Origin of the sequence: Massilia sp. CF038, from assembly GCF_900129765.1 — a bacterium.
Taxonomy (GTDB): Bacteria; Pseudomonadota; Gammaproteobacteria; order Burkholderiales; family Burkholderiaceae_D; genus Telluria_A.
Genome location: NZ_FQWU01000006.1, coordinates 100,108 through 116,884, shown reverse-complemented (window position 1 = coordinate 116,884; position 16,777 = coordinate 100,108). Strand labels below are relative to the sequence as shown.

Below are 16,777 nucleotides of genomic sequence, written 5' to 3'. Positions count from 1 at the left end.
CGTTCTACAAACCGTGGATATGGAGAAAACAAATGCTGCATAAGAAAATGGATGGCGTTGTAAAGTCCTGCATCGTGCTTGTCGTTCTACTGTCGTCGTCGCTGGCATTTGCCGCCTCGGTCGTACGCGGGCCCTACCTGCAAAGCGCCAGCAGCGACAGCATCACCGTACGCTGGCGAACCGATACGGCGACGGATAGCCGCGTGCAATACGGCGCCAGCGCCAGCAGCCTGACATCGACTGCCTCGAGCGCCACGTCGACAAAGGAGCACATTGTCAAACTGACCGGCCTGAGCCCAAACACGAAGTATTTCTACAACGTGGGTGCCAGTGGCGCTGTGCAAGCTGGCGACGCGACCTACTATTTCAAAACCTCGCCCACAGCGGGCACGGCGGAACCCGCGCGCATCTGGGTCATCGGCGATGCAGGCACGGGTTCCTCCGGGCAAGCAGCGGTGTACAAGGCTTATCGCAATTACACCGGCAGCACGTACACGGATTTCTGGCTGATGCTGGGCGATAACGCCTACAACAGTGGCACCGATGCCGAATACCAGACCAATATGTTCAATGTGTACCCCGAGATGATGCGCCAGTCGCCGCTGTGGGCCACGATTGGCAACCATGACGGCACCAGCGCCGATTCCGCAACGCAGAGCGGCCCTTACTACGATATCCATACCTTTCCGAAGAACGCCGAAGCGGGCGGTGTGGCTTCCGGCACTGAAGCCTACTACTCCTTCAACTACGGCAATATCCACGTGATCGTGCTCGACTCGAACGAGACCAGCCGCGCCACCAATGGGGCGATGATGAACTGGATGAAAGCCGACCTGGCCAACGTCACCGCCACCTGGCTGATCGCCATCTGGCACCATCCGCCCTATACCAAGGGCTCGCACAATTCAGACACCGAAACGAACCTGATTGAAATGCGCAAGAACTTCCTGCCGATCCTGGAAAACTATGGCGTCGATCTGGTTCTTACTGGCCACAGCCATTCGTACGAGCGCTCCAAATTCATCGACGGCCACTATGGCGTCTCCAGCACCTACAGCAGCTCGTTTGAAGTCAACGGCGGCAGCGGCCGCGTCGATGGCACGGGCGCTTATACAAAAACGGCCAGCCTGCCGCACTCCGGCGCCGTGTATTCGGTCGTGGGCGCATCCGGCCAGGTCAGTGGCGGGACCTTGAATCACCCTGCCATGTTCTTGTCATTGAATGAACTGGGCTCGATGGTCATTGATGTATCGAACCAGACCATGGACATCAAATACCTGAACAACAACGGCGCGGTACGCGATTATTTCACCATCAGCAAAAACACCACACCGCCGACCACACCTGCCGCGCCTGGCGCGCTGACGGCAACAGCCGCTTCCTCGTCCGCCATCAACCTGGCATGGACCGACAATGCCAACAATGAAACCGGCTTCGACGTCGAACGCTCCAGCGACAATGTCAACTGGGCAGCGCTGTCTTCCGTCGGCAGCAATGTGCAGGCCTATGCCAGCACAGGCCTGGCCGCCAGCACGACCTACTACTACCGCGTGCGCGCCAAAAACAGTGCCGGTCCCTCGGCTTACTCCAACGTGGCCAATGCCACCACGCTCGGTGCCGGCAGCACAACGGTCACGGTGGACTTGCGCGACGGCTTGAACGGTTATGCTGGCACCCAGGATACGTATGTGGCCAGCGGTGCCAGCGGCTCCAACTTCGGCAGCGCCAGCGCGGTGATGGCGGATGGGTCGGATGGCTCGCGCGGCGAACTGGTGTCCCTCCTCAAATGGGGCGTGACTGGCATCCCGACCAGCGCGACCGTCAAGTCCGTACGTGTGGGTTTGCAAGCGTTCAATCCAAGCGCTGGCACTTACCGGCTGTATGCGCGCAACGCGGCCTGGACTGAAAGCACGGCCACCTGGAGCAACGCCAACATCGCCGGCGCGCAGGGTACCGAGATCGGCAACTTTGTACCGAGTGCCAATGGCGCCCACACGATCACGCTCAACGCCGCCGGCATCGCCATGGTGCAGGGATGGTTGAACGGGTCGGTTGCCAATCACGGCTTGACGGTGCGCTCCAGCAGTTCCGACGGCGTAGACTTGCGCTCCAGCGAGTACGGCACGGTCTCGCAACGGCCGACCCTGAGCATCACGTATCAAAATTAATCGCTGAAAAGCACGACGGCGGGGGACGACTCCCGCCGCTTTCATGGAGAGGATCGCATGATGCAGTTGAACCGCCTATTATTGGCTTTGCTGTTGTGCACTGGGCCGGCGTTGGCCCATGGCGCCCTGCACGATCAAATCCGCGATCTGAATGCGACGATGCGGCGCGAAGGCCAAAGTGCGCCGCTGCTGGTCCAGCGTGGGCGGCTGCAACTTGAACATGGCAACAACAAGGCGGCAACGCAGGATTTCCTTTCTGCGCTGAAGCGCAATCCGCAGGAGCGGTCGGCCTACTATTACCTGGCCGAACAGGCTTTCAATCAGAAGCGATTCCCCGATGCGCAGCGGCACGCTGAGAAGTTCTTATCGATGCTGCATGGTGAACCTGGCGCCATCGTGCGAGGTCAAAGCTTGTACGGGCAAGTTTTGCTGGCGCAGGATCAGTACCGCGCCGCCGAGAAAGCGTTCCGCATCGCTGTGGACCAGGCTGCGGAGCCCACGCCTGAACATTTCTTGCACCTTGCCGAGGCACAGGGCAAAGCAGGCGCGACTGCCGAAGCGCTTCGTAGTCTGGATGAAGGCATGCAAAAACTGGGAAGGCTGACTGTGCTGCAAAACAAGGCCATCAGCCTGAACGTCGCATCGAGCGCCTGGGACGACGCCCTGCAACGGCTGGACGCCATGATTGTGCAAGGCCAGGGACTGCCGGAACTCTACCTGCGCAAGGCAAGAATATTAATCGCTGCCGAGCGCCAGGGGACAGCGCGCGAAGCGGTGCAAGCGGGCCTGGCGTCGATCGACCAGATCCCGCAAGCAAGGCGTGAAACGCCAGCCATGAATCAGTTACGAACTGAACTGCTGGCTTTGCAAGCCGAGCACTGAACCTTTTCATGCCGGAACAATCTGGCCAGTTGCAGGCTCGAGGCTAAGCTCGCACGGTCAGGAATCCAGCGCGTTTTAACAGCGCAGCCAGTTCTGCCAGAAAGCCATCGAAGGTCGATGGCACATTGCCGCTGTCGATAAAGATATCCGACAGGACCAGCTCTGCATGATAATTGTCGCCTTTGCCCTTGGGGGAGTTGCGCCATATCCAGAAGTATTCGGCAGCCGAGTGCGCTCCCCTCCCGATACTGCGCCAGTGCGGATGCTGGCCAATGGTGCAGTCAAGCAGCCAGTTGAAACGTGCAATCGGTGTCCCATCCCGGCACTCATCTTCCATCGCATTCCAGATGAGCACTGACTGAACCTCGTTTTCGCGTAACACCAACATCAGGTCCAGCATGTCCTTGAAGCGTGGCCGCACCAGACACTGGTGCAGTTTCCACGCCAGCTGCAGTTCCAGCGCACAGCTCGACGGCAGCACAAAGGAAGGACCAAAGGCAGGCTGATAGGCAAGGGGACGCGGCGGCGGTTGCAAGGTCAGACCGAAGCTGACGTCCATCCCATTGATCTCGTGCAGCTGTTCGCCGACCCAGGCGACCAGGTCCGTGTTCACGGTCGGAAAATCATCGTCCATCGCATAATCGATACTGCGCCAAAAGGCGTTCTCGGAAAAGCTGCGGAAGCGGACACCATCGTCCAGCTCGGTCTCGGTGACCGCGGTCACCCACTGTGTGAGCGCCAAGGCATCAAGCGGACCCAGGCCGACCCAATCAAGATCTCCAGGCATGCGGCGCCAGCCTTCAGCGAGCTGCTGGCGCGTGACGTAGCTGCCTTTCAGCATGAAAGGACCATTGACCACAGCCGCGCGCCGCAGGAAGGCCTCCTCCACCGCAATGCGGAGAACGTCCGTGCGCGCAACACCCGTTCGCTCGGCAAATGCAGCGATGTCTGCTTCACTGATTTTCATTGCACGGACTCCAGCCAGCCGGTATCCAAAGAAAGATTACTATCGTACACGACGCGCTCCCACTGTTGTTTGCCTGGTGCCCACCCTTGCAAGCTCAGGGCTGCGCACAACGCATCGACGCGCGCCGCCAACGCGGCGAAGGCGCCGGTTTCACGCAGCGTGACAAAACAGTTGTCGCTGCCACGCTGTACATTGTTCGATAAGTGGCCGCCAAAGCGCTGGCTCAGCTCAGACAGCTGTGGACGCGTGGATGGCGCAATTGGCACACGCCCGTGCCATTCAAAATAGAGCGGCGGGCGCGTCGAGGCATCCGTATCGGCCACAACAAGCGCCTGTTCAATCTTGCAGCGCACGACCGGGTAATGCTTGCTGCACTGCTGCGCCAAACCATGTGCAAACACGAGGGCCGCGTCGACATCCCCGTCATGCGCCAGAGTCAGCATCGGCTGCAGCGGATAGTTTCCGCGCGCGAGTTCGATCACCAGGATTTTGGCGCCAACGTCAGTGGCAAACTGTTCAAAGGCCGGCCATTCTGCGCTCGCGATGTTCGCCGTCGTTAAATGAATTTCATGCATGGGGTTCCCGTCTGATCCGCTGCGTTACGATACATCACGTCCGTTCGCAGCACATATTTGGTTCCTGCCAGCACGCGCGCTCCCTGATGCCGCAAACGGTGCGGGAAGACCAGCGCCATACCAGTCTGCGGGCGAATGGATTCCCAGCCAAATTCCGTCGCGCCACCCTCGTAGTCTGCATTCAGGTAAATGATGAACGTCAGCATACTTTCTTCCTGCTCTGACGGGCGATATGTCCCATCCTGATGCCATTTGAAGAACTGCTCGTTCGTGTAGCGATAGAACCGGAAACGCGGATTGAAACCGCTTGGGTACCAGCGGTCCAGGTCGGGCGGCAGGCAAGGCAGGGCGCGCGTGAACAGGCGCTTGGCCAGATCTGCATCGTCATGCAGAATACGGTCATTATTGCGAGCGTCCTTGAGGATGCGGTCACCTTCGTCGGTGCTGATCACCGCTTCCGTGAAACCGATCTGTTCGCTTTGTGCGATCAATCCCGCGCATTCTTGCGCGCTCAAAAAATCGTGAATGGTGAAGATGCCCGCGCCAAAGCGGGTCAGGTGCATTGCTGGGGAAGTGCTGTCTGTTTGATGCATATTGCTCTCGCTGAAAATGGAATCGGTGGTCTTGGTGCGCGTTCGAACAGCGCTACCCCCATTCACATTGCAGCATCAAAAAAACCCCGGCGGCCAAAGGCACACCAGGGTTTGTTTGCAAGCGGTACGGCAGGATTCAGAACGGAATGTCGTCGTCCATGTCCGAGAAGTTGGGTGCCGGACGTGGTGCCGGACGCGGCGCCGGGGCCGCTGGCGCCTGGCGCGGGGCCTGCTGCTGTTGCTGCTGACGCTGCGGCGGGGCATCGTAGCCGCTGTCGTCCATGCCGCCGCCGGCGTCGCCGCCCATGCCTTGACGGCCACCCAGCATTTGCATCTGCTCGGCGATGATGTCGGTTGCGTATTTCTCGACGCCGTCCTTGTCCGTGTATTTACGGGTTTGCAGGCGGCCTTCGACGTAGACCGACGAACCTTTTTTCAGGTACTGGCCAACGATTTCAGCCAGGCGGCCGAAGAAGGAAATGCGGTGCCATTCGGTCAGCTCTTTTTGCTCGCCGGTGTTGCGGTCCTTCGATTTGTACGAGGTCGCGACGGCGATGTTGGCGATAGCGTCACCGCTCGGCATGTAGCGAATTTCCGGGTCACGGCCCAGGTTGCCGACGATGATGACTTTATTGACTGATGCCATGTATTACTCCTGTAGAACCGCAGCGAGCACTGCGGCACGATGTTTTTACCAAACGACGATTATATGTCACTCGTTCGGACTACGAGGCGGTTTTATCGCAAAGGGCAACCGTTTTTGACTTCGACCACGTGCTATGGGCCCCCGCCTGCGCGAGGGCGATGATGTGCACTCGTCATCCGTTTGCCTGGAGCATGAATACTGGTATTATATACAGTATTCATTCGCATCTCTTCTTTGAGCGATATCAAGATGCCACGACCCTGGTAGTGGCCGACGTCGCTATCGAAACACGGCTATAGTTACAGGCTGACCCGTTTAAGGCACAACACATGGAACAGATCCGCATTCGCGGCGCACGTACGCACAACCTCAAGAACATCAATCTCGATCTGCCGCGCAACAAGCTGATTGTGATTACCGGCCTGTCCGGCTCGGGCAAGTCGTCGCTCGCCTTTGACACCCTGTACGCCGAAGGCCAGCGCCGCTATGTGGAATCGCTGTCGGCCTATGCGCGCCAGTTCCTGCAGCTGATGGAAAAGCCCGACGTCGATCTGATCGAGGGCCTGTCGCCGGCCATCTCGATCGAGCAGAAGGCCACCTCGCACAACCCACGTTCCACCGTCGGCACCGTCACCGAAATTCATGATTACCTGCGCCTGCTGTATGCGCGCGTGGGTACGCCTTACTGCCCCGACCATCCGGAAAATCCGCTGGCCGCGCAAACCGTGTCGCAGATGGTCGACGCTGTGCTGGCGATGCCGGAAGAGACCAAGCTCATGATCCTGGCGCCCGTGGTGGCCAACCGCAAGGGCGAGCACTCGGACCTGTTCGAAGGCATGCAGGCCCAGGGCTTTGTGCGCTTTCGGATCCAGAGCGGCACCCACGCCGCCAAGATCTACGAAATCGACGACCTGCCCAAGCTGAAGAAAACCGAGAAGCACACGATCGACGTTGTCATCGACCGCGTCAAGGTCAACGCCGAGATCAAGCAGCGCGTGGCCGAAAGCTTCGAAACGGCACTGCGCCTGGCCGATGGCCGCGCAGTGGTGCTCGAGATGGATAGCGGCGCCGAGCATGTCTACTCGAACAAATTCGCCTGCACCACTTGCGGCTATTCGCTTCAGGAACTCGAGCCGCGCCTGTTCTCGTTTAATAATCCGATGGGCGCCTGCCCCGAGTGCGATGGCCTGGGCCATATCGAGTTCTTCGACCCGCGCCGCATCGTCGCCTTCCCCAACCTGTCGCTGGCGTCGGGCGCCGTCAAGGGCTGGGACCGGCGCAACCAGTTCTACTTCCAGATGCTGTCGAACCTGGCCGCATTTTACGAATTCGATATCGATGCGCCGTTCGAAAAACTGAGCGAAGATGCGCAGAAGGCGGTGCTGTACGGTTCCGGCAAAACCTCGATCCCGTTCACCTATGTGAACGAGCGTGGCCGCACCGTGATCCGCGAGCATACCTTCGAAGGCGTGATCACCAATCTGTCGCGCCGCTATCGCGAAACCGATTCGATGGCGGTCAAGGAAGAACTGGCCAAGTTCATCAACGAGAAGCAGTGCCCTTCCTGCGATGGCGCGCGTCTGCGGGTGGAAGCACGCTACGTCAAGGTCGGCACCGGCAAGCAGCAGCGCGCCATTTATGAAGTGGCACGCAAGCCCTTGCGTGACTGTCTCGAGTTCTTTGAAAAGCTCACGCTCAAGGGCGCCAAGAAGGACATTGCCGATCGCGTGATCAAGGAAATCATCTCGCGCCTGAAGTTCCTCAACAATGTGGGGCTGGACTACCTGTCCCTGGACCGCAGCGCAGATACGCTCTCGGGCGGCGAGGCGCAGCGCATTCGTCTGGCTTCGCAAATTGGTTCGGGGCTGACTGGCGTGATGTACGTGCTCGATGAACCGTCAATCGGGCTGCACCAGCGCGACAACGACCGCCTGATCGAAACGCTCAAGCATCTGCGCGACATCGGCAACAGCGTGCTCGTGGTCGAGCATGACGAAGACGCGATCCGCACGGCCGACTATGTGGTCGACATGGGCGTTGGTGCGGGCGTGCATGGCGGCGAGATCATCGCCGAGGGCACGCTCAAGGATATCCTGAAGAACAAGAAGTCCCTGACTGCCAAATACTTGAACGGCACGCTGAAGATCGCGGTGCCCAAGAAGCGCCAGGTGTCGGACCCGAACCGTCAGCTGGTGATTGCCGGGGCGACTGGCAACAACCTGAAGAAGGTCACGCTCAAGCTGCCGGTGGGTCTGCTCACCTGCATTACCGGGGTGTCGGGTTCGGGCAAGTCGTCGCTGGTGAACGACACGCTGTATCCGGCATTGTCGCGCCATCTGTATGGCTCGCAAACCGAACCCGCGCCGCACGATTCGATCAGCGGTCTGGAACACTTTGACAAGGTGATCTCGGTCGACCAGGCGCCGATCGGGCGCACACCGCGCTCCAATCCGGCGACCTACACCGGCCTGTTCACGCCGATCCGCGACCTGTTCTCGGGTGTGCCGGCGGCCAAGGAACGCGGTTACAGCGCGGGGCGCTTCTCGTTCAACGTCAAGGGTGGGCGCTGCGAGGCGTGCCAGGGCGACGGCGTGATCAAGGTCGAGATGCACTTCCTGCCGGACGTGTATGTGCCGTGCGATGTCTGCCACGGCAAGCGCTACAACCGCGAAACGCTGGAAGTGCAGTACAAGGGCAAGAACATCACCCAGGTGCTGGACATGACGGTAGAAGACGCGCACGAATTCTTCAAGCCGGTGCCGGTCATCGCGCGCAAGCTGCAAACGCTGCTCGATGTGGGCCTGGGTTACATCAAGCTGGGGCAAAGTGCGACCACGCTGTCAGGTGGCGAGGCGCAGCGGGTGAAGCTGTCGCTGGAGCTGTCCAAGCGCGATACGGGACGTACGCTGTACATCCTGGACGAGCCGACCACGGGGCTGCACTTCCATGACATCGACCTGCTGCTGAAGGTGATTCACCGCCTGCGCGACCAGGGTAATACGCTGGCCATCATCGAGCACAATCTCGATGTGATCAAAACGGCGGACTGGATTGTGGACCTGGGGCCCGAGGGTGGGGCCGGTGGTGGGCAGATTATTGCTGCGGGTACGCCGGAGGATGTGGCCAAGAATCCGGCCAGTGTGACCGGGAAGTATTTGGGGCCGTTGTTGAAGGGGTGATGTTTACTGGCGGCGCTAATGTGCCATGGGCCGCGAGGCGTCGCACCGCCGCCTGCGCGAGGGCGATGTAGCAACTACATCGCCCTCGCGAAGGCGGGGGCCTATACCACCTGTGAGTTATCTACCCCCCCGCAGTCCCAATCGGCAGCACCCGCTTCTCCACCATCTTCCAGTGCCCGCTGTCATCGAGCTGCAAGGTAAACCGCACCGGAATGCTTGGCTTGTTATGCGCATCCTGCGGGCCGTAAATATTGCCCTGCAAAACCAGCGTGTCTTCCGTGTATTCCACCACCCGCCGCACAAAGCGCACCGGGCTTTCAAACTGCACCAGCGGTGACGACAGCTTTGGATCAACCACAAAGCGCCCGCCGCTGATGGTGGCAATGGCAATATAGGTAGCCTCGTCGCCCGGCCCGGCGATACAGCCCGGATCCCCGGTCCACAGCACGGCATAGCGCGCCTGCTGGCGCTCGCCGCGCTTGTAGGGCACCAGCGTGAGCACGTCGGCAGGACGCACGCGCACGCCGGGGCAGGCGATCGCGTTGGCGTAGCGCTTGACGACGTCAGCGACACCTTCCTTGATATCGTCACTGGTCTTGTCGACCGCCGCAGCGGCAGCCTGCGCACAGGCCCCGAACGCTAATGCAAGCAATACTTTTTTCATGCTATTTACACAGTTCAACATTTAGACCACATCTTGCCACGACTGTGGCGAAACAGGTACACGCTTTGTCACTTCCGCCAGAACGTGTGGCCCAAGGTCCCTGCCGATGCGCCTTGAGGGAGCGTGTCGCGGTACTTTTGAATTGCGACTCGCCCCCGACAGGACAGTTGAACATACTTGTTAGCACATCAACTCGGGAATTTGCAGCCGTGGCTCGTTATCTGATCGCTATCATGCTGGCCATCGTGGCGGCCTGCGCTTTTTCCTGGCCTACCGGCCCGCGCGAAACCAAGGGCTACCCTGAAACGCTGGGCGAGGGCGTGACATCGTCGGCGCTCAATGTCGGTGGCAACAATCTTCTCGCCAGCGCACCGCAATATGGTTTGTCCACCTTTGTGCGCCATGCCAGTGCAGCGGACGGTGTACGCGGGCGCGCCGGAGCATTCGAACTGCTGTACCACGCCCCGAATCGCGATCCGGAAGCGGCCGCGCCGTATCAGCCGCCGTCGGTGCCGGACCGTCTGCTCGTGATTTTCGATGGCAATGTGATGGCGGAAGAAGCCGTGCCGTTCGAATTTGCCGGCGCCCATCCCGGGCGCAAACTGGAAATGGCCCAGCTGAATGTGGGCGACAAGCGCTTCTTGCTGGTGAGTACCAGAAGCGAGAGCGGCGAACCGCTCTGGTTCGCCATTTTTACTGCCAAGGGCAAGCTTTTATACCGGGGCGGCTTGCCGCACAACGATTACCGCTTCCTCGAACATGCCGACGGCATTTCCCTGCTCGACGACAGCGGACACGGCAAGCGCATCACTCTCTTATGACAGGCGCACCGGTCGGTCGATAAAGTTGCTCTCGGCCGACCACAGACTGCTCGCCCGCCCCAGCAGCACCGCTTCGCCATCGGCCAGCCAGCCGTCCGCATCGGCGATGTTCCACATGGCCTGCAGCAGACGACGGCGCAGATCAGGCTGGACGATTTCTCCCAGCATGGCATCAATCGCCGTCCGCTCGACCTGCACCATGCCGTATGTGGCCGAGGTGAGCAAGTCATCGCACAGCTCCTGCAATAGCTGTTGAAACGCATCTTGCTCAAGGTCGATGTACTGCAGGATGCGGCTGCGGCTCAGTGCAGTCAGTTCGCTGTGGGCAAGGTTGCCATCGACCACCATGGACAGTGCCAGCAGTCGGCCAGCAGCCTGGGCAGAATCAATCGGGTAGTTACGCATTGCTTTACTCCATTTTCAGAAAAAGACGGGCCAGGTCGGATGGTTGGCTTTACTTCTCATTCTTGCCGCCAGGCGCGATGAACGCACTGGCCAGGCAGCTTGCCGCAATAAGCACCGCGACCACGGTCAGCGACGCCTGAATTGGCACGTGGTACCACGGCATGATGAGCATCTTCACACCGATAAACGTCAGCACCATCGCCAGACCGTACTTGAGCAGGTGGAAGCGGTCGGCCATGTCCACCAGCAGGAAGTACAGCGCACGCAGGCCGAGTATCGCGAACAGATTCGACGTGAACACGATGAACGGATCGGTCGTGATGGCGAAGATGGCGGGAATCGAATCCACCGCAAACACCAGGTCCGTCACCTCGATCAGGATCAGCACCAGGAACAGCGGCGTCACGTAACGCACGCCATCGCGCATGATCGTGAAACGCTCGCCATGGTCGCCCTCGGCCACCCGCAGGTGACGGCGCGCAAAGCGCAGCACGGCATTGTTGGTCACGTCCGGCTCGGCGTCGGCCGCCACCAGCATGCGGATACCGGTCACCAGCAGGAAGGCGCCAAAAATGTACAGTACCCAGCTGAACTCGCTCACCACCCAGGCACCCGCCAAAATCATGATCGCCCGCATCACAATCGCGCCCAGCACGCCGTAGATCAACACGCGCCGCTGGTACTGGGCGGGCACCTGGAAGGCGCTGAAGATGAGCAAGAATACGAACACGTTATCGATCGACAGCGTCTTCTCGATCAGATAGCCGGAAAAGAATTCAAGCGCTTTTTGATCGGCAATGTCGGACCCCACCGTGCCCTTCAAATACCACCACAGGGCGCCATTGAACAGCAGCGCCAGGCTCACCCACACGAGCGACCACAGGCCGGCTTCCTTGACGCTGACCTTGTGCGCCTTGTTGCCGCCGAAGACAAACAAATCCAGGGCCAGCATCAGCAGCACGAAGGCGACGAAGCCGGCCCACATGGGCGCGCTTGCGATACTTTCCAATCCATTCATTCCATTTCTCCTGAAATCAACACGGAGCCGGGGCCACGATGGCCCCGGCATCCTTGATCAGCGTGCCGGCTCGTCGGCGCCGCCATCGGTGGCATCCGCCACGCCAGTTGCCTGCGCCTGCGGCGCAAAGGCACGCTGACGCTCCATGCGTCTGAGTACTGCACGGTCGACTCGGTTCGCGGCGCGGTCAATTGCGGCGTACAAATCGGTTTCGGTATCTTCGATCACCACGTCGGCGCCGCCCGCCAGACGGACCTGCACCTTGCAGCGCTTGTCACGCCCACCGCGCGGACCGTTGATGTCGGACAGCGAGACGGCCAGCTTGCGCAGCCGCGCCCCGGTCCAGCCGAGCGCGCTTGCCATGCGGCGCTCGACGTGAGCGCGCAGGGCGTCGGTCAATGCAAAACCATTTGCCTGGATACTGATATGCATGATGTCCTCCTTGATGTGTGATGACAGGGACCATCTTAGGCCCGCACAATACATCGTACAAATCGAATATACTTTCCACATCAATCGAAAAAACCGATGTATAAAGAAAACCATGTCTTCGCTTAACTTCAAGCATCTGCGCTATTTCTGGATGGTGGCCAAGACCGGCAGCATCGCGCGTGCAGCCGAGCAGCTGCATCTGACGCCGCAATCCATTTCGGGGCAACTGACGGAATTTGCCGACACGCTTGGCGTGGAACTGTTCCGGCGCGTTGGCCGCAACCTGGAGCTCACCGACACCGGGCGCCGCATCCTGCGCTACGCCGAAGACATTTTCAGCACTGGCGACGAGCTGCTGGAAGTCGTGCGCGATCAATCGCTGATGACGGCGCAGGCGTTCCGGGTGGGGTGCAGCGATTCCGTCTCCAAGCTGATCGCGTGCCGTCTGGTGCAGCCGGCACTCGGGCTGGAGGAGCCGCTGCGCCTGATCTGCCGCGAAGGCCGCCTGGCCAGCCTGCTGGCCGACCTGGCCGTGCACCGGCTCGACCTGATCATTGCCGACCGGCCCATGCCATCGCACCTGAGCGTGCGTGGTTACAACCATTTGCTGGGCGAAAGCAAAATGACCCTGTTTGGCACAGCAGCGCTGGCGGCGACCATGCGCGGGCCGTTTCCTGGCTGCCTGAACGGCGTGCCGCTGTTACTGCCTGGCGAAGACTTTGCCATTCATCACAGGCTGCTGCAGTGGCTGGGCAGTCAGGGCTTGCACCCGCGTATCGTGGGTGAATTCGACGACAGCGCGATGATGAAAGCCTTTGGCCAGTCCGGCGCCGGCGTCTTTTTCGCGCCCACCGTGATCGCCAGCCAGGTGTGCGAGCAATACCATGTGGTGCCGCTCGGTCAGGTCGATGCGCTGAGCGAGCAGGTGTATGCCATTACCAGCGAACGCCGCCTCAGCCATCCTGCCACGCTCGCAATCAGCCGCAATGCGCGCCATGGGCTGTTCGTTTCAGGCGCCGGAGACACCCCGCAGCAGCCTCAAGCACTGTAAAATCGTCACTTGTCCATCGCTCTACGGAACCTGCATGCCGATTGCCACAACGACGCTTCGCTGGTGTCTCGCAGCCACGCTGGCCGTGCTGCTGCAGGCGCGGGCGATGGCCGCCTGCGACTGTCCTGCCCCGCAGAAGGACAGCAGCGGCTTTCTGCACCTGACGGCTGACGGCAAGATCGCCCTGCCTGAAAACGCGCTGGGCGTGCTGTTCTGGAAAAAGCCCGCGCTCAAGACCCATCGGCGCGACCAGAAAGGCAACCAGATCCTGCTGGAGGTGCCGCCCAAGCTCAAGGCCAAGGATTTCACCATCCGCGACGTCACTGCCAACCGCAACCTGAAGGTGATGCTCAAGCATCTCGATCCCGGTGACCAGCTGGGCGAGCCTGACATCACCTACTATCTGATGCGCAAGGGTGCCTTTGGCGATGATGTGGCGCCACGCGAAGACATGCGGATCCTGGCCGAAAAATACGGCCTGCGCGACATCAGCCATGCCGTCGACGATTCAGCCGGGCTGTTCCGCGTTGCGCCAGCCGGCGGCTTTATCGCCGGCCATGTGTACGAATTTGAGAATGTCGAAGAAGACGACGACATGGAAGACGATACCGCCGAAGTGAGCGTGGGGCCAAAGCTGGCCTTGTCCGACAGCGACAAATTCAGCATACAGCCCCAGGGTCAGGCGGTACGCAAGCTGCTGCCGGTGGCCACCGCTGCCAGCTGCAGCGCGCGCTACGCGGCCATCGTCCAGCCCGTGCAGTACGCCATCCCGGCCGCGCGCGAGCCGTATCGCCACCTGCTGTCGTTTTATACGCGCCAACAATTCTTTGGCAGCGATCTGGGCCGTACTGGCGCCCAGCCGAAAGTATTTTTGCCCTACCAGTACCGCTCCAGTGTATGTGCGGCTGCGCCCGCGTTTGGCGCGTCGGAGACGGGTCCGGACAAGGACATCATTTTCACCGGCTGTCCCAAGTTGGGGGTGGCACCGGACCGCCGCCTGGTGCGCGGCTACGCTGCCATGCTGGAGCTGGAAGATACGCTGCACGAAACACCGGTGCTGGAGATGCAGTTTGACCAGGCAAGCGGGCCGGCATGCTGGCGCTTGCGCCTGACGCAGGATGGGGGCAGTGCGAGCGGGTGGCGTGACTGGCTCGGCGAGTAACACCACCACATCGTCCTCGCGAAGGCGGGGACCCATAGCACGCTGCCGAAGTTGTTCAGCACGCTATGGGTCCCCGCCTCCGCGAGGACGAAGTGCAGGGCAAAAAAAAACGGCACCTGAAGGTGCCGTTTTCATTTCCCGCGATGCGCTTATGACGCGAGGCGTTTTTCCAGATCGGTCTTGGTCGTGACCAGTTCTTGTGGCAGGTGATAAGCCAGCTTCTCGAACAACTCATCGTGCAGCTTGAGTTCTTCTTTCCAGGCAGCGGTGTCGATCGAGGTGATCGTGTTGAACTGCTGCTCGGTGAATTCCAGGCCGTCCCAGTTCAGGTCAGCAAAGTTCGGGGTGGTGCCGAACACGTTTTCGGTGCCGCCAGCGCTGCCTTCGATGCGCTCGAGCATCCACTTCAGGACGCGCATATTGTCGCCAAAGCCAGGCCAGACGAACTTGCCTGCTTCATCGGTACGGAACCAGTTGACGCAGTAAATCTTCGGCAGGGCTGCGGCGTTCTTGCTGCCGATTTTCTTGCCCATGTCCAGCCAGTGCTGGAAGTAGTCAGCCATGTTGTAGCCGATGAAAGGCAGCATGGCGAATGGATCACGGCGCACGATGCCCATCTGGCCGGCAGCGGCCGCGGTGGTTTCGGAGCCCATGGTCGCGGCCATGTAGACGCCTTCGTTCCAGTTGCGCGCTTCGGTCACCAGCGGCACCGTGGTCGACCGGCGGCCACCGAAGATGAAAGCCGAGATCGGCACGCCGGCAGGATCGTCCCAGGCTGGGTCAAGCACCGGATTCTGGGTTGCCGCAACGGTAAAGCGGGCATTCGGATGCGCTGCCTTGACGCCCGATTCCGGGGTCCAGTCATTGCCCTGCCAGTCGATCAGGTGCGCCGGGGCCTCTTTGGTCAGGCCTTCCCACCAGACATCGCCATCGTCGGTCAGCGCGACGTTGGTGAAGATGGTGTTGGCATCCATCGAGGCCATGCAGTTCGAATTGGTCTTGGTGTTGGTGCCCGGTGCCACGCCAAAGTAGCCGGCTTCGGGATTGATGGCGTACAGGCGGCCATCGGCACCTGGTTTGATCCAGGCGATATCGTCGCCGATGGTGGTGACTTTCCAGCCGTTGAAGCTTGCTGGCGGAATCAGCATGGCGAAGTTGGTCTTGCCGCAAGCCGAAGGGAAGGCCGCTGCCACGTAGTGCTTTTTGCCTTCAGGCGATTCAACGCCCAGGATCAGCATGTGTTCTGCCAGCCAGCCTGTGCCGCCTGCCTGGGCTTCCTGGAAGCCCATGTTGGAAGCAATGCGCAACGCGAAGCACTTCTTGCCCAGCAGCGCATTGCCGCCGTAGCCGGAACCGAAGGACCAGATTTCGCGCGTCTCAGGATAGTGCACGATGTATTTGGTTTTGTTGCACGGCCAGGCCACGTCTTTTTGACCAGCGGCCAGTGGCGCGCCCACGGTGTGCACGCAAGGCACGAACTCGCCGTCGGTGCCCAGCACGTCGTACACAGCTTTGCCCATGCGCGTCATGATGCGCATGTTGACGGCAACGTAAGGCGAATCGGACAGTTCCACGCCGATATGGGCGATCGGCGAACCAAGCGGGCCCATCGAGAACGGCACCACGTACAGGGTGCGGCCAGCCATGCAGCCGTCGAACAGTTCGTTGAGGGTATTGCGCATTTCAACCGGGGCCATCCAGTTGTTGGTTGGCCCGGCCTGCTCTTTGGTTTCGGAGCAGATGTAAGTGCGGTCTTCCACGCGGGCGACGTCGGTCGGGTCCGAGCATGCCAGGTAAGACCCCGGACGCTTGGCCGGGTTCAGTTTTTTCATGGTGCCAGCGGCGACCATCTCGCCACACAGGCGATCGTACTCTTCCTGCGAGCCGTCGCACCAGTAGATGCGGGCCGGCTTCGTCAGGGCAGCAATTTCGCTGACCCAATTGATGAGCTTTTGATGTTTGATGTAAGCTGGGGCGTTCAATGTTGCTACGCCACCCATAACGGGCTGATTCATACTACCTCCAATGCCAATAAGAATTCTTTTCTTGTTCCGGCACGGCAGGATCGTCGTCAGCTTGTGGCTTGCGCTCGGAAATCCAATCCAGGGGATGGTTCGGCGATACGGCGGTCTTGTCGACAACCCCGGCGAAGGTAGAGGGGTTGGTGGAACGGTCCTGCTGGAACCGACGGGTCGGCGCCTTAATTTTGGCCCG

Annotated in this window: 15 protein-coding genes; 6 read left to right on the top strand and 9 right to left on the bottom strand. The window is 60.4% G+C overall.

Annotated features, from left to right (window positions below; genetic code table 11):
* Positions 1-32 precede the first annotated feature (32 nt).
* Together BUC24_RS26780 and BUC24_RS24700 are read left to right on the top strand one after the other, a co-directional pair.
* Positions 33-2,168: a DNRLRE domain-containing protein gene (locus BUC24_RS26780; RefSeq protein ID WP_073223121.1), complete on the top strand. Its 2,136-nt coding sequence runs from the start codon at positions 33-35 to the stop codon at positions 2,166-2,168.
* Positions 2,169-2,225: 57 nt separating this feature from the next.
* A complete protein-coding gene (locus tag BUC24_RS24700; protein ID WP_073223120.1) occupies positions 2,226-3,050 on the top strand; it encodes a tetratricopeptide repeat protein in 825 nt (274 codons plus the stop codon).
* 43 nt (positions 3,051-3,093) lie between these two features.
* Here BUC24_RS24700 and BUC24_RS24695 read toward each other — a convergent pair whose 3' ends face one another.
* The 4 genes from BUC24_RS24695 to ssb all read right to left on the bottom strand — a co-directional run bounded on the left by BUC24_RS24695 (position 3,094) and on the right by ssb (position 5,831).
* Positions 3,094-4,017 (bottom strand): hypothetical protein, encoded by a 924-nt coding sequence (locus tag BUC24_RS24695; protein ID WP_073223118.1) that lies wholly within the window; start codon positions 4,015-4,017, stop codon positions 3,094-3,096.
* Positions 4,014-4,592 (bottom strand): hypothetical protein, encoded by a 579-nt coding sequence (locus BUC24_RS24690; RefSeq protein WP_073223116.1) that lies wholly within the window; start codon positions 4,590-4,592, stop codon positions 4,014-4,016. Before BUC24_RS24690 ends, BUC24_RS24695 begins: the two co-directional genes overlap by 4 nt.
* Positions 4,574-5,185, bottom strand: a complete 612-nt coding sequence (locus BUC24_RS24685; RefSeq protein ID WP_218606542.1) for a 2OG-Fe(II) oxygenase family protein — start codon at positions 5,183-5,185, stop codon at positions 4,574-4,576. Before BUC24_RS24685 ends, BUC24_RS24690 begins: the two co-directional genes overlap by 19 nt.
* A gap of 136 nt (positions 5,186-5,321) precedes the next feature.
* The gene (gene ssb, locus BUC24_RS24680; protein WP_073223112.1) at positions 5,322-5,831 is read right to left on the bottom strand and encodes a single-stranded DNA-binding protein; all 510 of its coding nucleotides are present in this window, start codon (positions 5,829-5,831) and stop codon (positions 5,322-5,324) included.
* Positions 5,832-6,160: 329 nt separating this feature from the next.
* Between ssb and uvrA the strand changes: the two genes are divergently transcribed.
* Positions 6,161-9,010, top strand: a complete 2,850-nt coding sequence (uvrA, locus tag BUC24_RS24675; protein ID WP_073223110.1) for an excinuclease ABC subunit UvrA — start codon at positions 6,161-6,163, stop codon at positions 9,008-9,010.
* A gap of 121 nt (positions 9,011-9,131) precedes the next feature.
* Here uvrA and BUC24_RS24670 read toward each other — a convergent pair whose 3' ends face one another.
* On the bottom strand, positions 9,132-9,674 hold the full coding sequence (locus tag BUC24_RS24670; protein WP_073223108.1) for a hypothetical protein: 543 nt from the start codon (positions 9,672-9,674) through the stop codon (positions 9,132-9,134).
* 209 nt (positions 9,675-9,883) lie between these two features.
* On the opposite strand from BUC24_RS24670, the gene BUC24_RS24665 reads away from it, so the two are divergent.
* Positions 9,884-10,495: a hypothetical protein gene (locus BUC24_RS24665; RefSeq protein WP_143167652.1), complete on the top strand. Its 612-nt coding sequence runs from the start codon at positions 9,884-9,886 to the stop codon at positions 10,493-10,495.
* On the opposite strand, the gene BUC24_RS24660 is transcribed toward BUC24_RS24665, so the two are convergent.
* The 3 genes from BUC24_RS24660 to BUC24_RS24650 are packed head-to-tail and all read right to left on the bottom strand — an operon-like array spanning position 10,490 to position 12,350.
* Entirely contained in the window at positions 10,490-10,900 is a 411-nt protein-coding gene (locus BUC24_RS24660; RefSeq protein WP_073223104.1) for a tellurite resistance TerB family protein, read from the bottom strand. The two genes, BUC24_RS24665 and BUC24_RS24660, sit on opposite strands and share 6 nt — an antisense overlap.
* Before the next feature lie 49 nt (positions 10,901-10,949).
* Positions 10,950-11,918: a TerC family protein gene (locus tag BUC24_RS24655; RefSeq protein ID WP_073223102.1), complete on the bottom strand. Its 969-nt coding sequence runs from the start codon at positions 11,916-11,918 to the stop codon at positions 10,950-10,952.
* A 57-nt stretch (positions 11,919-11,975) separates the two neighbouring features.
* Complete coding sequence (locus BUC24_RS24650; protein WP_073223100.1) at positions 11,976-12,350, bottom strand: HPF/RaiA family ribosome-associated protein; 375 nt, start codon at positions 12,348-12,350, stop codon at positions 11,976-11,978.
* Positions 12,351-12,462: 112 nt separating this feature from the next.
* Here BUC24_RS24650 and nhaR point away from each other — a divergent pair, with 112 nt between their 5' ends.
* Both nhaR and BUC24_RS24640 read left to right on the top strand, forming a co-directional pair.
* A complete protein-coding gene (gene nhaR, locus BUC24_RS24645; protein WP_073223098.1) occupies positions 12,463-13,401 on the top strand; it encodes a transcriptional activator NhaR in 939 nt (312 codons plus the stop codon).
* A gap of 34 nt (positions 13,402-13,435) precedes the next feature.
* Positions 13,436-14,563 carry a hypothetical protein gene (locus tag BUC24_RS24640; protein WP_073223096.1) on the top strand — a complete coding sequence of 376 codons (1,128 nt, stop codon included), beginning with the start codon at positions 13,436-13,438 and terminating at the stop codon, positions 14,561-14,563.
* 149 nt (positions 14,564-14,712) lie between these two features.
* Here BUC24_RS24640 and BUC24_RS24635 read toward each other — a convergent pair whose 3' ends face one another.
* Entirely contained in the window at positions 14,713-16,578 is a 1,866-nt protein-coding gene (locus BUC24_RS24635) for a phosphoenolpyruvate carboxykinase (GTP) (protein ID WP_073223094.1), read from the bottom strand.
* Between the last annotated feature and the right edge of the window lie 199 nt (positions 16,579-16,777).

Coding starts and splice junctions, on each gene's coding strand:
- BUC24_RS26780 (WP_073223121.1), top strand. CDS start 33: ATGCTGCATAAGAAAATGGATGGCGTTGTAAAGTCCTGCATCGTGCTT.
- BUC24_RS24700 (WP_073223120.1), top strand. CDS start 2,226: ATGATGCAGTTGAACCGCCTATTATTGGCTTTGCTGTTGTGCACTGGG.
- BUC24_RS24695 (WP_073223118.1), bottom strand. CDS start 4,017: ATGAAAATCAGTGAAGCAGACATCGCTGCATTTGCCGAGCGAACGGGT.
- BUC24_RS24690 (WP_073223116.1), bottom strand. CDS start 4,592: ATGCATGAAATTCATTTAACGACGGCGAACATCGCGAGCGCAGAATGG.
- BUC24_RS24685 (WP_218606542.1), bottom strand. CDS start 5,185: ATGCATCAAACAGACAGCACTTCCCCAGCAATGCACCTGACCCGCTTT.
- ssb (WP_073223112.1), bottom strand. CDS start 5,831: ATGGCATCAGTCAATAAAGTCATCATCGTCGGCAACCTGGGCCGTGAC.
- uvrA (WP_073223110.1), top strand. CDS start 6,161: ATGGAACAGATCCGCATTCGCGGCGCACGTACGCACAACCTCAAGAAC.
- BUC24_RS24670 (WP_073223108.1), bottom strand. CDS start 9,674: ATGAAAAAAGTATTGCTTGCATTAGCGTTCGGGGCCTGTGCGCAGGCT.
- BUC24_RS24660 (WP_073223104.1), bottom strand. CDS start 10,900: ATGCGTAACTACCCGATTGATTCTGCCCAGGCTGCTGGCCGACTGCTG.
- BUC24_RS24655 (WP_073223102.1), bottom strand. CDS start 11,918: ATGAATGGATTGGAAAGTATCGCAAGCGCGCCCATGTGGGCCGGCTTC.
- BUC24_RS24650 (WP_073223100.1), bottom strand. CDS start 12,350: ATGCATATCAGTATCCAGGCAAATGGTTTTGCATTGACCGACGCCCTG.
- nhaR (WP_073223098.1), top strand. CDS start 12,463: ATGTCTTCGCTTAACTTCAAGCATCTGCGCTATTTCTGGATGGTGGCC.
- BUC24_RS24640 (WP_073223096.1), top strand. CDS start 13,436: ATGCCGATTGCCACAACGACGCTTCGCTGGTGTCTCGCAGCCACGCTG.
- BUC24_RS24635 (WP_073223094.1), bottom strand. CDS start 16,578: ATGAATCAGCCCGTTATGGGTGGCGTAGCAACATTGAACGCCCCAGCT.